The 13,053-nt window shown below is 33.7% G+C and carries 20 protein-coding genes and 1 pseudogene; 16 read left to right on the top strand and 5 right to left on the bottom strand.

The features are described 5' to 3' along the window. Position 1: 1 nt before the first annotated feature. From V7126_RS19440 to V7126_RS19425, 4 genes are all read left to right on the top strand, one after another. Positions 2 to 1,003 carry a tyrosine-type recombinase/integrase gene (locus V7126_RS19440; protein WP_006640209.1) on the top strand — a complete coding sequence of 334 codons (1,002 nt, stop codon included), beginning with the start codon at positions 2 to 4 and terminating at the stop codon, positions 1,001 to 1,003. A gap of 143 nt (positions 1,004 to 1,146) precedes the next feature. Then, positions 1,147 to 1,644 (top strand): hypothetical protein, encoded by a 498-nt coding sequence (locus V7126_RS19435; RefSeq protein ID WP_046132743.1) that lies wholly within the window; start codon positions 1,147 to 1,149, stop codon positions 1,642 to 1,644. Continuing rightward, positions 1,637 to 2,716, top strand: coding sequence for a serine/threonine-protein kinase (locus tag V7126_RS19430; protein WP_052948571.1), 1,080 nt, complete (start codon positions 1,637 to 1,639; stop codon positions 2,714 to 2,716). Before V7126_RS19435 ends, V7126_RS19430 begins: the two co-directional genes overlap by 8 nt. Before the next feature lie 24 nt (positions 2,717 to 2,740). After that, the gene (locus V7126_RS19425) at positions 2,741 to 2,920 is read left to right on the top strand and encodes a hypothetical protein (RefSeq protein WP_046132696.1); all 180 of its coding nucleotides are present in this window, start codon (positions 2,741 to 2,743) and stop codon (positions 2,918 to 2,920) included. Between the two features lie 184 nt (positions 2,921 to 3,104). Here the strand turns inward: V7126_RS19425 and V7126_RS19420 are convergent, their stop codons facing one another. Then, complete coding sequence (locus V7126_RS19420; protein WP_231947451.1) at positions 3,105 to 3,401, bottom strand: hypothetical protein; 297 nt, start codon at positions 3,399 to 3,401, stop codon at positions 3,105 to 3,107. Positions 3,402 to 3,514: 113 nt separating this feature from the next. Between V7126_RS19420 and V7126_RS19415 the strand changes: the two genes are divergently transcribed. The 5 genes from V7126_RS19415 to V7126_RS19395 all read left to right on the top strand — a co-directional run bounded on the left by V7126_RS19415 (position 3,515) and on the right by V7126_RS19395 (position 6,972). Further along, on the top strand, positions 3,515 to 4,531 hold the full coding sequence (locus V7126_RS19415) for a hypothetical protein (RefSeq protein ID WP_052948572.1): 1,017 nt from the start codon (positions 3,515 to 3,517) through the stop codon (positions 4,529 to 4,531). Between the two features lie 42 nt (positions 4,532 to 4,573). Next, on the top strand, positions 4,574 to 4,948 hold the full coding sequence (locus V7126_RS19410; protein ID WP_046132697.1) for a hypothetical protein: 375 nt from the start codon (positions 4,574 to 4,576) through the stop codon (positions 4,946 to 4,948). A gap of 270 nt (positions 4,949 to 5,218) precedes the next feature. Beyond that, positions 5,219 to 5,542 carry a DUF3139 domain-containing protein gene (locus V7126_RS19405; protein WP_046132698.1) on the top strand — a complete coding sequence of 108 codons (324 nt, stop codon included), beginning with the start codon at positions 5,219 to 5,221 and terminating at the stop codon, positions 5,540 to 5,542. A 78-nt stretch (positions 5,543 to 5,620) separates the two neighbouring features. Next, positions 5,621 to 6,181 (top strand): YiiX/YebB-like N1pC/P60 family cysteine hydrolase, encoded by a 561-nt coding sequence (locus tag V7126_RS19400; protein WP_046132699.1) that lies wholly within the window; start codon positions 5,621 to 5,623, stop codon positions 6,179 to 6,181. An 80-nt stretch (positions 6,182 to 6,261) separates the two neighbouring features. Beyond that, positions 6,262 to 6,972, top strand: a complete 711-nt coding sequence (locus V7126_RS19395; RefSeq protein WP_046132700.1) for a hypothetical protein — start codon at positions 6,262 to 6,264, stop codon at positions 6,970 to 6,972. Here V7126_RS19395 and V7126_RS19390 read toward each other — a convergent pair. After that, entirely contained in the window at positions 6,969 to 7,112 is a 144-nt protein-coding gene (locus tag V7126_RS19390) for a hypothetical protein (protein ID WP_156415980.1), read from the bottom strand. The genes V7126_RS19395 and V7126_RS19390 overlap by 4 nt on opposite strands. A gap of 118 nt (positions 7,113 to 7,230) precedes the next feature. On the opposite strand from V7126_RS19390, the gene V7126_RS19385 reads away from it, so the two are divergent. Further along, a complete protein-coding gene (locus V7126_RS19385) occupies positions 7,231 to 7,689 on the top strand; it encodes a hypothetical protein (protein ID WP_046132701.1) in 459 nt (152 codons plus the stop codon). 39 nt (positions 7,690 to 7,728) lie between these two features. Then, entirely contained in the window at positions 7,729 to 7,890 is a 162-nt protein-coding gene (locus tag V7126_RS19380) for a hypothetical protein (protein WP_167543084.1), read from the top strand. Positions 7,891 to 7,976: 86 nt separating this feature from the next. Here the strand turns inward: V7126_RS19380 and V7126_RS19375 are convergent, their stop codons facing one another. Further along, positions 7,977 to 8,834 carry a hypothetical protein gene (locus V7126_RS19375; RefSeq protein WP_052948573.1) on the bottom strand — a complete coding sequence of 286 codons (858 nt, stop codon included), beginning with the start codon at positions 8,832 to 8,834 and terminating at the stop codon, positions 7,977 to 7,979. 351 nt (positions 8,835 to 9,185) lie between these two features. On the opposite strand from V7126_RS19375, the gene V7126_RS19370 reads away from it, so the two are divergent. Together V7126_RS19370 and V7126_RS19365 are read left to right on the top strand one after the other, a co-directional pair. Further along, a complete protein-coding gene (locus V7126_RS19370) occupies positions 9,186 to 9,881 on the top strand; it encodes a hypothetical protein (protein WP_046132702.1) in 696 nt (231 codons plus the stop codon). Between the two features lie 47 nt (positions 9,882 to 9,928). Further along, positions 9,929 to 10,567 (top strand): hypothetical protein, encoded by a 639-nt coding sequence (locus tag V7126_RS19365; RefSeq protein WP_052948574.1) that lies wholly within the window; start codon positions 9,929 to 9,931, stop codon positions 10,565 to 10,567. 15 nt (positions 10,568 to 10,582) lie between these two features. On the opposite strand, the gene V7126_RS19360 is transcribed toward V7126_RS19365, so the two are convergent. Beyond that, positions 10,583 to 10,834: a DUF3734 domain-containing protein gene (locus V7126_RS19360; RefSeq protein ID WP_048354014.1), complete on the bottom strand. Its 252-nt coding sequence runs from the start codon at positions 10,832 to 10,834 to the stop codon at positions 10,583 to 10,585. 433 nt (positions 10,835 to 11,267) lie between these two features. Here V7126_RS19360 and V7126_RS19355 point away from each other — a divergent pair, with 433 nt between their 5' ends. Next, the gene (locus V7126_RS19355) at positions 11,268 to 11,882 is read left to right on the top strand and encodes a hypothetical protein (RefSeq protein ID WP_231947449.1); all 615 of its coding nucleotides are present in this window, start codon (positions 11,268 to 11,270) and stop codon (positions 11,880 to 11,882) included. A 21-nt stretch (positions 11,883 to 11,903) separates the two neighbouring features. Here V7126_RS19355 and V7126_RS19350 read toward each other — a convergent pair whose 3' ends face one another. Continuing rightward, positions 11,904 to 12,050, bottom strand: a complete 147-nt coding sequence (locus V7126_RS19350; RefSeq protein ID WP_082094169.1) for an Arc family DNA-binding protein — start codon at positions 12,048 to 12,050, stop codon at positions 11,904 to 11,906. A gap of 128 nt (positions 12,051 to 12,178) precedes the next feature. Between V7126_RS19350 and V7126_RS19345 the strand changes: the two genes are divergently transcribed. Together V7126_RS19345 and V7126_RS19340 are read left to right on the top strand one after the other, a co-directional pair. Beyond that, on the top strand, positions 12,179 to 12,409 hold the full coding sequence (locus tag V7126_RS19345; RefSeq protein ID WP_046132704.1) for a hypothetical protein: 231 nt from the start codon (positions 12,179 to 12,181) through the stop codon (positions 12,407 to 12,409). Then, positions 12,406 to 13,053 (top strand): annotated as a pseudogene (locus tag V7126_RS19340) (hypothetical protein); the annotation flags it as partial. The gene V7126_RS19345 and the pseudogene V7126_RS19340, both read left to right, overlap by 4 nt.

The raw sequence follows: 13,053 nt of genomic DNA, 5'->3' as shown, positions 1-13,053 counted from the left end.
AATGGCGAAAGAAATCAAAAAAAATATGATACGCCCCCGTGCAAAGAAACTGCCTGAAGTTACTGATGAAATGTGGTCTCAGGTTGATGAAGAGCACAGAAATTTAACACAAGAATTTTTAGACGCTCACTCATTCCGTGATAAAACAAGAAAACAGTACACCTCCTCCCTTCGGCAATTCTTCTGGTGGGTGCATAATTCTCTCAATGGGAAGAAATTATACAAAATCACTAAACGTGACTTCATTAGGTATCAAAGTTTCCTAAAAAATAGGGGCATGTCTTCTAGTGGTATTGCGCTTAAAAAAGCTGGTGTTTCTTCTTTAAACAACTATATTGAAAACGTCGTGGCTGAAGATGATGACAATTATAAAACATTCAGGAACTTTACTCGTGGCCTCCCTGCTATTCCTAAGACAGTCACTTACGATAAAGTAAAGATTACATATGAAGACTATCAAACAATGATGCAAACACTTGAAGAAGATGAGAACTATTTAGGAATGGCCTGGCTTGCAACGGCTTTTAATGTAGGAGCAAGAAGAGCAGAAATCATTCAATTTAAAACAGAAATTTTAGACTACCCTATCCCTGAAGGGCAATCATATGTAATGTCCCATCAAGTCTTCGGAAAAGGTGGCGGTGAAGGAAAAGCTCTAAAATATATGATCAATACAGAAGCTCTACAATATTTGAAGTTATGGCATGAAAAACGTGGATATGACCACGAATACCTCTTTACCACTACATATGGTGGACAACCAAAACAAATGTCAGAAACATGGGCTGATTATTTTTGCTCCGATGTTTTATCAGACATTCTTGGCCGTAGAATCAACCCTCACCTTTTTAAAGCTTCCTGTATCACCTACTTACTCGAAGTCAAGAAAATCAAACTTGAACTTGTCAGTAAACACATTGCTCAACACGAAGATGTCTCAACCACAGTCAAACATTATGATCTTCGTGATTTTAAAGAAGAAAAGAACCAGATTTTCATGTAAAATCCCTCTTTTATTCAAAATCAAATTCCCTCTCTTGAGGGGTTTTGCTTTTGAGTGAAATGAAATTTTTGCAAAAAAGAAGGTATTTCCTCCTATTCTGTCGAATTGTAGTTATGTATTCAATTAAGGATGGGAGTATGAAAATGAATTCAATTGGTATTAGAGTAACACCTAGGGAAATATACTATACGATTATTGATACTCATAACGATTCAAGTCTAACACAAAAACTTTCTATCTCTGCTGCTCTAGAAAATGATGTGCCGCGGCAGCTTTCACTAATTAGAACCACACTTTCATCAATAATTTATGACTATGATGTTTCTTACGCTGGAATTAAAACCGCAGAAGGAAATGCCAAAAGTTATAATACTTTCAGAATTCATATCGAAGGAGTCGTCCAAGAACTCTTTGCTGACAGTACGGTTATTAGCTATTTTGCTGGCACTATTAATAGTCTAGCCTCAAGACTACGGATTCCCTCTAAAGTGGTATCAGGTTTTCTCAAAGGAGATAATAGTATAAAAATAAATCAGTGGAAATCAGAATGGGATAAAATAAGCAATAAAGAACATAAAGAAAGTTTACTTGCTGCTTTAGCTGCTTTCCCTTGGCTTGAGGAAGGGGAAAAACATGCATAAAATAAATCATGTAGAAGCTAAATTGCATCTAGATAAATGGAAAAGAATCGGTTCAAATGAAGGAATGAATTCTGAAGTTTTTATAGCAAGAGATACTCAATTAGACCAAGTTGTTATTCTCAAAAAAATTACGAAAGATTCGTTAGCAAAACAAATTATCGAAGATTTTTTCTTGGAAGCTAAGATATTAAATGCAACTAAACATCCGTTAATCATGCCTATTCATTACGCAGCAGAAGATGAAAAAAACATTTATTTAACTATGCCGTACTACGAGAAAGGATCTTTAGATAGCTTGTTAAATAAGCGTTTTTTAAGTCCGAGAGAAATCATTAAATATGCTTTAGATTTTTTAACTGGGTTATTATTTATGCATACAAAAAAAATATTACATTTAGACATTAAGCCCACAAATATTATAATTAATAATAATGATAGAGCTATTTTGACGGATTTTGGATTATCACGTTTTTTAAATGATGATGGGTTTACATTACAGGAAAGACAGTATCACGCTCACAGATCACCTGAATCATATGTTTCTTTAAATAAATCAGTTTTAGATGACATTTACCAAGCAGGAATTACTTTATACAGAATGTGTAATGGAAATGATGAATTTTATAATCAATTTGAAGCCTTAAAAGTAAATTCTGTTGATGTAAATGACATGGCAAACAAAATAAAGAGAGGCATGTTTCCGTATAAGCAATATTTGCCCCATATACCTGAAAGATTTAAGCGTATCGTTAATAAAGCAATACAGCCTAATCCAGACAACAGATACCAATCAGTTTTAAACATAATAAATGATTTAAGCAAGGTTGATGAAAAATTAGATTGGTACTACAGTTATAATAAAGAGAGTAAGGAATTTAAATGGGAATACAATAATGGGAAGTCGATACACTCTTTATATATCAAAGAAAATGAAGGATCTTTTTTGACATCTGGAGTAAAATATGTTATCAATAGTGAAAGGTTAATTAATTTACAACCACCCAATGGTCAGTTTTCAAGCTTAGACCAAGCTTCTAGCCATATTGAAAAAATGATTAAAAAGTATTCATAAAAATTTATAAAGGAGGTCATTAAAATGAAAGAGAATAGAATCAAATCGTTAGAGTACTTATCTAATCCTTTCTTAGATGTCCCCCTTTATAAACGTCTTGCTAAAAAAAATGCTATCGACTTAAGGAATAACAAAAAAGTGATCGATTTAGGCAATGGCTATTCAGTGGTTAAATCTATAGATAACACTATTCGTTTTAAATAAAAATGAGTTTCTTCTCTTATTAATATTCAGCTTTATTTATCCTTCCATAAAGAAGACAGTAACATTGATGCAGAATTGTATGGTTAAGGGGCGGTTATAAGTGAGTTAATCCTCCCCCTTCCCTTCAACCGAACTACAGGACTACTTGAACTACATTCCCCCACCATTCAGTGGGGGTTTTATTTTATATTTGATCTAGTATAGCTAAAAGTTCCGGATCATTAATTTTAAAAATCATAAATTGAATATAATCAATTTTGTTTGTGTCAGGGAAATGACAAGTGGTTATGGTAAAGTTCGTAGCATGTTTTCCTAACAGTCCAGCTATACGCAAGGCGATATCCACATTTTCAAAATCTATATTAAAGCTTGCATACTCTTGGTCGGCATAGTAGTCTTTTATTTTTGAATCCTTAGGATTTGGTGGGTTTGACATAGCATTTAGGATAATCTTGAATTTTTCAGGGGCAAAATTAATCAATGTTCAACCTCCTTCATTTTGGTAATTAAAGTATAGCACATCACAGTCTTCAATTTTATCTTCCCCTTTAAAATTTTCCACATTTGCCCGATAATAGATTCGAGGTGAACATGGTGGAATTTAGTGAAATCGTTAAAGATCAGTTGGCAACAGCAAAATTAAGAAAATTAACCAAGTTTATTCGAAAAGAGTTTCCTGCAAAGGGGCAACCCCATTCCGAACAAGAGAGAAAGTATGAGGCTCTTAAGCAGTTGAGTGATAATGATCTCTCTTCTGGAATAGCTCGGATGGTACGAATTGAATCAAGTTTTGATCATTCGAAATTTGCTGCGCTTTTTGTTGTGATATTGACCTTATTATTTGGTGCATTTAAGATTATGTTAATCGATAACCCGCAACCTCTTGGAGGTGAAGGCTATTTCACATTCACGGTGTCTTCAGTTTCATTACTTTTGATTGCTGCTGTATTGGATAAAAGAGAAATGACAACGGCCAGTTATTTCAAAACGTTGCTTGAGCAAGCTAAGGCTGATAAAACGGATGAAAAAGAGATTGAAAAAGACACCCCTACTCCCCAAATACGGTCTAATAATCGTATTGAAGTAAAGATCTCAAAGCTGCTACCTTTATGGAAAAAGAATAATTTTTATATAAAAGAAGCACAGAACCTAGAGGAAATCTTACTTAATTGGCCGGATAAAGAATTAGCTAAGTATGTAAGTGACTATTTTGGTTACTGGTCAACTAAAAAAAAGAAGGTTGAGTTAAAACGGATTAGAGACTTAGATTTAGATACTATAATATTGGGTATTGCGAGAATGAAAGATCTCGAGGAATACTCTGACAATTCTAAGATTGTGCCGGGTTTTACCTCTCTCCTCACCTTCTTTGTTACTCATTTTGTCGTCTACGTAGCATATCAAGATAAAGATAATGGAGATCCTACTTTTATGTCAGTTAATGTTGGAATTCTTTTTTCTGCGTTAGCCTTTGCAATAGCAAGTTGGTTTATGAGCGATGGAAGAACACAAAGAGCTAGAGCAATCCACTTTAGGAGTTTACTTGAACAGGTAAAGTCTGAACTAGAGAAGAAACAAACAAAAGAGGATACACAAAACCACGTAATTTGAATTGATGTTATAATTGAGGAAAATATTACTGGTGGTGAGAAAATGACTGAATTGAATGCAAAAGAAAGGGTTTTAGTCGCCCTTTATTTAGAATATCAAAAGGATTTACCTATGCTTGAAAATGTAGATGCAAACTGTTTAGGAATGAGTCAGCAAATGTTTTACGAAGCAATTAAAAAGCTTGAGAACGAAGGATTCTTAAATAATGTTAAATATACGAAGCCATACGGCGTACTTTTGCAGTTTGCTTATCTCAGTCGCTTTGGAATAAATTATGTTGAAGAAAAATTGAAAATTGACGAACACCTTAGTAAACCTGAAAAACTTAAAGAGATAGCACGCAAACTGGCTAAAGGTGGCTACAATGAAATAAAAGACATAGCAATAAAATTGGCAGCAGAATTACTTAAAAACTAACCAAGGCACAAGACATCCTAAAGGATGTCTTTTTTATTTAGATACAATGAGGGAAAAACGCCTCCCCCCCTTTTCTTAATGATGTTTTTTGATAAGTTGCAAATAGCCTGTAATTTTCGTAAGAATGTCAGTCAAAGTTTTGACCCGAATATGTCAACTCAATTTGAATACAGTTAACATTTTTGTTAGAATAGAGAGGGCTAATCACAAAATCCCATTAGGGTTAGTATTTACCACGAAACCTAATTTTTAAAGGATCGGTGATTTAGATTGAAAAAAATTGCACTGTCTTTTCTTATTGTAGCTGGTTTGGTTGTAGCAGCAATTTTTTCGGTTAATTATTTTTATAATGTCCAAGCTGAAAAAATTGCGGATAAAACAGAGGACTATCTTTTAAACAAGGAAAATAAGAAAAAAGAAGATATCAAAGAGATAAAAGGTATACGTTCAAAGGGTGGTGACTACGGGATCTTGGTTCGAGTAATTTACAAAGACAATCCAAACGTTCATTATTTTTATAAGTCATATAAGGGCAAGATCACCTACGACGGCAAGGAAGATATAAGCAAGGCTAAAGAACCGAAACTAAATTGAAAAAAATGATAAAAAATGAAGGATTATCCTCTATTGTGTTGAATTATGTAAAATAACACAATAAAAGGAGGATAAAATATGAAAATCGTTCGCAAAACATTAACTTTGTTGCTTTTGTTTGGGTGTATATTTACTCAAACGCAATATGCTCATGCTGTTAACTATAGTAATGGTAAAGCAGCTAAAGCCGGAGATGTTTTAATTTCCAACGTCTCTATAGACAATTATTTTGTAGGTCATGTTGCAATCGTTGGGCAAGATGGGAAATCGGCTATAGAGGTGTATAAAGGCAGAAGTACTGTTAAAAGCTCTTCATTAAGCTCGTGGCTTAAAAAACAATCTACAGGATATTATGTACAAAGGTATAACAATGCTAGTATCAGAGCTGGTGCAGCCGCATGGGCAAGTTATAATGTTGGAGCAAAATATAATTATAAAATTATATCTGGTTCTGCCTTAAGAGACTGGAAGGATCTTTATTGTTCCAAATTTGTGTATCAGGCTTTTTACTATAGTGGAGGGGTTAAGTTAAAAGCACTGGGACAACAAGGTGAGTTGATAGAATATCCTCCAACGTCAAATTGGGTTCTTCAACCTATGACTATGATTGTTATGAGTGGCTTCACAAGAATTAAATAATCTTACAAACAAATAAAAGGCATCCTAATGGATGTCTTTTTATTTGTCATATGTGGTGATTAATTTAAAGGAGTGTCAGGATGGAAAACTTTGTAACAATTTTGATTTTTACTTTACCGGGATTATTGAGTTATTTTTGGATTCAACTTTTTGGCTTGCACCCAGCAAGCAAACATATAAACTTTGAGATAGCAGCAATAAGCGCAATTCTATGGTTTCCTGTTGGCATGATTGTGCTTAGCATTTATCAGTTAACCGCAATGATTGTAAATACAAATTCGGTAAGCAATCCTTGGTTATCAGTTCATACGCTTAGTGACGTTCTCGAATTATCGAATAATCTTGGTTTCCTTGTTTACTTTGTGTTGTTCAGTGTTATCTTCAGTTTTCTTTTCTCTTGGTTTGTGTCAAGATTCGCTTACAGATGGATGATTAGATTGGTGAATGTTGTGAGACGAGGAAGTGGAACTGCTGAACTTTCAGATACTAGTACAGTATGGAATGAGACATTTTTAAAGAATGAGGGACAGGCTGTGTCATTTAGAAAAATAGACAATCCTGATGAAATAATCTATGGAGAAATAGAAAAAGTGTCCAGACCTGTTGAATTAGAAAGGAACCTACTGCTCACTAATATAGATAAATGGACAAAAGTTTTAAAAGATAATAAAGATGTTGAGGTAGCCAACATCTTTATTGATACTAAGACAGGTTTTATTATTTCTATCTACGATACAGATTCCGCAATGGCAGCTTATAATAAAATTTATGAAAAAGAAAATGAAAATTAATTCTTAGGCTTTGGTTCCCTTTTTATTAGCAAAGGTTTATCGGCTGAATTTTGCGCATGTCTTGGTGTGTTCATTGCATTCTCAGTCGGTCTACTATCTGGTCTAATTTCTGCTGCTCTGTTATCTGGTCTTTTTTCCATAACAATCTCTCCTCGTTTGGTAATCATTCTAATCGTACCACAATTTAGGGAGGTTTTCCCTCCCCCTCTTTAAAATTTTCCATTTGTGTACGATAATCACTATGAGGTGAATGTACATATGTGGCCGTTTAGAAAGAAGAAAAAAGAGTTCAAGAAAGTGGAAAATTGGACTAAGGAAGACACAAAGTACTTCTTCTTAACTGCATCTGAAAAGGAATTTCATGAATTTATTGAATCAAATTTTTCAAAGCGTACAGAAGGTAATTTAATTTATTTGTTAAACCTTTTAAGAGGTCTTGACAACGATGGTTTATTTTATGGAATAGCAAAGGCAACAAAAGTTGAATCTCAATTTGATCATTCTAAGTACTTTGCGGCAATAGTTGCTTTGATAGGATTATCATTAAAACTTTATATGGAGATTAGTATTTGGTGGGCTTTGTTTGTGACTTCGCTTATAACTGGAGTGTTGTTGAAAATGATTGCCAGAGAAACTAGAAGACGTGTAAGTGCTGTTTATTTAAAAAGCTTACTGGAGCAAGTTAAAACTGAAAAAGAGAAAGAAAAGGCGTCCTGACGGATGTCTTTTTTATTTTGAAATTGCAGGTGAAAACCTATGAAAAAATATGAAGTTTTGGAAATATTCGAGGTGGTTCTTGAAGAATGGTTTTTCGCTGAATCGACTCTTATAACCCAATGTGGTGAAGATTGTGATGATCTTGAAAGGAGAGAAAAATTGTATAGGGAACGTTTTGTTGAGGCGTTGAATAAAGAGTAGCCGCTTCTCTCCTTCCCTTCTGCTCAAGATAAACATTTCTTACGAAATAAAAAAAGAGCAGTCTCATCAACTGCTCCTAATGTGGATTATTCTATAATCTCCCCTTCTATGTGCGGTAACGTAATTTGATATCCTGCCGTTGATTCATATGTGTAGGAGCCTTGAATTGTGCCGTATACAGTAATCTTATCTTCTTCAACAAATGGTGTTGTTCCATCATATGTGATATATACAATGTCATTAAAGTCGTATCCATATGATGTTTTCGTAACTGCTAACCTTATATCAGTTGAATTGTCATTTTCCACGATTTGAGCAATTTCACCTTGATATTTAACAAATTCCCCAGTATGTTTATCTGGATTCTTGTTCAGTTCAGCAAAACGTATTTCTTTGGCACTTTGCTTTTTCTTTTCTTCTTCTTGTTTCTTGCGTTCTTTTTCTAATTGTGCTACTTCTTTCTTGGAATATGCGTTAGTGATTTTTATATTCCCAATACTGTTAAACTCAATCTCATAGCCCTCATCATTAGATACTATCTCGCCATTTTGGACTTTAACTTTGTTTTGAATTTCGTCGTAATCACCGTATCTCTCTGGAAAGTCTATATTATTTACATCGTCAACTGTAACAGAGGCATCGATACTATATTGACCATTTTGAACAAAATCATAGTCTCCAGCCTCAATTTTAACCTTTCCATCTTGAACTTGAGCATTTCCACCAAAAGAACTATCATCTTCTTGGTTAGTTAATATAAGGTCAATTGTTGTTCCATCTTCGATGTTAGTATCAAAATTTGCTGTGACAATTTCTTTTGATTTGCTGTATTTAGCATCTTTGAATTTTAAATAAATAGTCTCTTTAGGCTCAGATTGTGCAGTGGTTTGTTCTGAAGTACTGGATTCTTCCTTTTCAGGTTCATAGAGATTCAGAGAAATCACAAATAATATTACGGAAACAATCAGTGCAGCAAACTGAATCAGTGCTTTTTTGCTCTTCTTTTTAAAAATGAATATGATTCCTAGAACTAAGAAAGTTAGTGCGGCTATTAAACATGCTAAAGGTATGAAAACAATAATTTTAATGACCTCCCCAATTATGTATAATTAGTCCAAAATAACCATGATAATCATACCACTTCCAGTTTATTTAGGAAACTCTTTTTTTGATGGTTTGGGAAATTAATGTGGCTTCTTCAATTGAGTAAGGCTTTCGTGGAAACGAAAGATAAACATTCCCGTGGAAGAAAATTGTGGTATAATTAGGCATATTGTTTTGTATGAGGTGGTTTGGTGAATAATAAGGTTTTATTTTATTTATCATTTGGGATAGTTGCGTTATTTTTCTATTTTATAATTGATTGGAAACCTTTCGCAATCATAATCGCCATACTAGGTTTATCACTTTTGGGTCTTGAGCCGTATAGAAGACGCAATAAAAAATTAACCAATGAATTTAAAAATAATGTTGAAATGCTTAAAAGATACGATTCAAACTTCAATGCTGATGGTTCTTTTGCTAATGACAATATCAAAATTTCATTCAATGAGACTAAAGGCGTTTTAAAAATTTATAAACGGAATGAACAGAATGAAATTGTTGAGTTCTCCTACCCTTTTTCACAGATAGTTGAGTCATCAATTGCATTAGACAACGAAACAGTATCGAAAACTTCTAGAGGTGAGCAGATTACAGGTGCAGCCATTGGTGGAGTTTTGGCTGGAGGAGTTGGGGCAATAATTGGCGGTCTTTCTTCTGGGTCAAAGCAAGTTACAATGGTGAAATCAATTACCATGAAAATTACAGTGGACGATTTTAAAAACCCTGTTCACTATATTGATTTTCTCCCTAGCTTCGATACCCCTGATTATAGCCATCCTGGTTTTAAGAAAGACTGCGAGATAATTAAAACCGCTCTTAAGAAAGCTGAATATTGGCAAGGTGTTCTGGAATTAGCTATAAGAAAAACAAATCAAGTCGCTCATTAATTGTTTGTGTCATACTTGTGGGTATCTGATGAATAAGGTGGTTCAATATGATTTTATTATTTATTATAGGTATTCCTATTGTATTAGCTTTGGTTTGGGCTTTCGTCTCAGATGGTAAATTAATTGATCATCAAAAATTACGTAAAAACACAATGGAGAATATAAAAGACGATAATTATTCAAGAGTATTCACTTCGAGTGAATATGCGTCAAAAATATTCTTTGATGAAAAAAAGAAAAAATTTAAAATCGCGAATATTTCTTTAGAGGATTTAAACGCCAAAAATGTCTCCCCTACTATAAAGGAATATTCGTTTGATGACATTGCAGATGTAGAGATAGTTATTGATAATAAAACATTAACAAAGGTATCTAAAAGCGAAGCCGCCTTAGGTGCAACTATTGGTGGTGCTGTTGGCGGTGGTGTCGGAGCTATCATAGGTGGAGGTACAGCTTCGAGTTCAGCACAAGAATTTGTAAAATCCATACATCTCAGAATTACGGTTGAAGACTACGATAATCCATATTATGATATTGCATTTTTTAGTGGAGTTTTTTATGACCCCGATTTAAAAACAGCGCACAAAAAAAGCTCTCCAGAAGTACAAAAAGCAATAAAAGAAATTGACACATGGTTTAGATATTTTAAATTGGCCATGCGTGATGCTGCAAAAGTCGCTCATTAAATTGGGCGACTTTTTTTAATTATTCAATCGTTCCTCTAATGCATGAATCCTTCTTTCAAGCTCAGAGAACTTCTTGTCGTTGTATCTATGGTCACTTTCGATGTTCTTATTGATTAGTTTAAGCATGGACATGATTTCTTCAGGCTCATTTTCCTCTATGCGCGCTAATGTTTTATCGATTGTATCTAAACGCTCATTTACGCTTTTAAAGCCTTCCCTCATTTCCTTTTGCATTTCATGAATAGCTTGCAAAACTTGATTATCCATTCCATTCACTTCTTTCTATTGAGTATATCATCATTGTAACAGTTTTTGTTTAATCTTGTCCCCCTGTTGATCGATTTTTAGAAGAAATCATGTCTGTCAATTTGACAGGTAAAAATGCGATCTTGAAGGTTGTTCTATCAATTGTATGTCATTTGAAATGATACACTTACAACCATTTTATGACCAATGAAAAAGTTGATGTCATTTTAAATGACGGCAGTTATTGAAGAAGACAAGTCCACTATCGGTTAAACCGACAGTGGATGAAAAATCAGAAATTCAGTTTGTATGCAAGAACACCACCTTGCGTTTAACGCAAAGTGGATATTGTTAGGTTTAAACTATCCCCTTTCTCTTCTGTTCAAGATAAACATTCCTAGGGAAGAAAATTGTGGTATACTGTAGGCATATTGTTTGATGAGGGTGGTTTGGTGTGTTTACTGCGTTTTTGATTATTTCTGGCTTTATTATTTTCTTTTTAATTGGTTTTATAGGAATGAACAAACAAAAGGAAGAAGAAAACCAAATTTTAAATTTGCTCGAATCTGCAGGTAATTATCCATCTGATTATAAATTTTATATTACTCCTGATAAAGATATGAAGCTTACTCTTATTGAAACAGAGGAGAAATTCGTTGCACATCGATTACACAAAGATCAATCTTTGGAGGAAATTGTAATCCCATTTAATAAAATTATTGAAGCGGAAGTGACAGTTGACGATAATTCTGTTTCAAAAGTTTCTAGAGGGAGTCAGTTGGCTGGAGCAATGGTCGGTGGAGCTGTAGCTGGTGGTGTTGGCGCTGTAATTGGTGGATTATCTTCAGACAAAGTTGAAACAAAACGCTTTCGAAAAATTGCACTTAAAATAAAAATAGATGATTTCAAATCCCCCATTTTCAAAATTGATTTCTTGCCAAGTAAAACCGATATGGGCTTAGAGAATGTTACTGGATTTAAACAAGATGATCCTAAAGTAAAAGAGGCTCTATCAAACGTTGAAATATGGCAAAGCGTTTTTGAAATAGCTATAAGGAAAGCAAGTTAAGTCGCTCATAAAATGGGCGACTTATTTTTTGCTTTCTTTTATGGCTTTTTCGATCATAAATAAAATTTCATTGTTTATACTTCTCTTATTTTCATCAGCTATTTTAGTTAATTGTTGATGAAGGCTTTCAGGAATTCTCAAGGATATTCTTTTAATCTCTTCTGGCATAGCGGCCTCCCAGATATTATTTGTGATATCAGTATATTAACACGCTGGATGAAATTTATAAAGAGGTTGACAAAATCGAAAATAAGCATCATAATGGCATCATAATGATTTATAAAGGAGTGGTTATGATGCCAAATCATAGAGTTTTCGGGGAAATTCTTTTAACGGTTTCCCGCCCCACTGGATTAACCTCATTAGATTTAGCCATTTTAGATTCATACTACGCCATATCCGATGATCGAGTTGGTTTGACTGAGTTGACTCTGCTGCACAAGAATGGAAAAGCTTTAGGGACAGTCAAAGTACATAATGTAAACATTTCTTGGGACGGATTTTTAGCAGGAGGCTCTTATGAATGATTATTGAGGAACAAAAAGTTATAGTAAAGTGGAATAATGCAAACAGAAGGCACTACGTTTTAAAGGGATATAAATTCACAAAAAACGGAGATGAATTTGAAGTTGCTCTTGACGATTTAACTAAAAGCAGTAAGTCTGAAGTTCTTCTCTCTTGCGATTTTTGTGAAAGTAAGATGTATAGGGATTATGATCGCGCTAATCGACAGAAAAATCACTTTTGTAGCCTTAGCTGTAGTAGTAAGTTTTATGCTAATAAACAAAAGGCTGAACGAATCAAAAAGCAATGTGAGTATTGTAAAAAAGTATATGCTGTGCCAAAACATTTGGAGAAAATCAGCAGATTCTGTGATAAACATTGTCTCGCAAATTGGCAAAAGAGCGCATTTAAAGGTGAAAATAGTGCAGTTTATGTTAAAAGAGTAAATATAAATTGTGATTGGTGTAATAAGACTATAAATAGAACTCCCTCCTATTTGTCTCAAAGAAAATATAACTTTTGTAATATTAATTGCAAAAGAAATTGGCACAAAGAAATTCTTGTTAAATCTGAAGAGTTTATAAAAATTAATAGAGAAAACATGTTAAACAATCTTTCGACTGGAAAAATTAGTTTTACAAATTCAAAGCCGCAGCTAATTATTAAT

Origin of the sequence: Bacillus sp. JJ675, from assembly GCF_036963165.1 — a bacterium.
Classification (GTDB): Bacteria; Bacillota; Bacilli; order Bacillales; family Bacillaceae; genus Bacillus; species Bacillus glycinifermentans.
This window is presented reverse-complemented; position numbering and strand designations above follow the sequence as displayed.

Excerpts from the sequence above, each read along its gene's own strand:
- V7126_RS19440 (WP_006640209.1), top strand. The coding sequence starts at position 2 with ATGGCGAAAGAAATCAAAAAAAATATGATACGCCCCCGTGCAAAGAAA.
- V7126_RS19435 (WP_046132743.1), top strand. The coding sequence starts at position 1,147 with ATGAATTCAATTGGTATTAGAGTAACACCTAGGGAAATATACTATACG.
- V7126_RS19430 (WP_052948571.1), top strand. The coding sequence starts at position 1,637 with ATGCATAAAATAAATCATGTAGAAGCTAAATTGCATCTAGATAAATGG.
- V7126_RS19425 (WP_046132696.1), top strand. The coding sequence starts at position 2,741 with ATGAAAGAGAATAGAATCAAATCGTTAGAGTACTTATCTAATCCTTTC.
- V7126_RS19410 (WP_046132697.1), top strand. The coding sequence starts at position 4,574 with ATGACTGAATTGAATGCAAAAGAAAGGGTTTTAGTCGCCCTTTATTTA.
- V7126_RS19400 (WP_046132699.1), top strand. The coding sequence starts at position 5,621 with ATGAAAATCGTTCGCAAAACATTAACTTTGTTGCTTTTGTTTGGGTGT.
- V7126_RS19395 (WP_046132700.1), top strand. The coding sequence starts at position 6,262 with ATGGAAAACTTTGTAACAATTTTGATTTTTACTTTACCGGGATTATTG.
- V7126_RS19390 (WP_156415980.1), bottom strand. The coding sequence starts at position 7,112 with ATGGAAAAAAGACCAGATAACAGAGCAGCAGAAATTAGACCAGATAGT.
- V7126_RS19385 (WP_046132701.1), top strand. The coding sequence starts at position 7,231 with ATGTGGCCGTTTAGAAAGAAGAAAAAAGAGTTCAAGAAAGTGGAAAAT.
- V7126_RS19380 (WP_167543084.1), top strand. The coding sequence starts at position 7,729 with ATGAAAAAATATGAAGTTTTGGAAATATTCGAGGTGGTTCTTGAAGAA.
- V7126_RS19365 (WP_052948574.1), top strand. The coding sequence starts at position 9,929 with ATGATTTTATTATTTATTATAGGTATTCCTATTGTATTAGCTTTGGTT.
- V7126_RS19360 (WP_048354014.1), bottom strand. The coding sequence starts at position 10,834 with ATGGATAATCAAGTTTTGCAAGCTATTCATGAAATGCAAAAGGAAATG.
- V7126_RS19350 (WP_082094169.1), bottom strand. The coding sequence starts at position 12,050 with ATGCCAGAAGAGATTAAAAGAATATCCTTGAGAATTCCTGAAAGCCTT.
- V7126_RS19345 (WP_046132704.1), top strand. The coding sequence starts at position 12,179 with ATGCCAAATCATAGAGTTTTCGGGGAAATTCTTTTAACGGTTTCCCGC.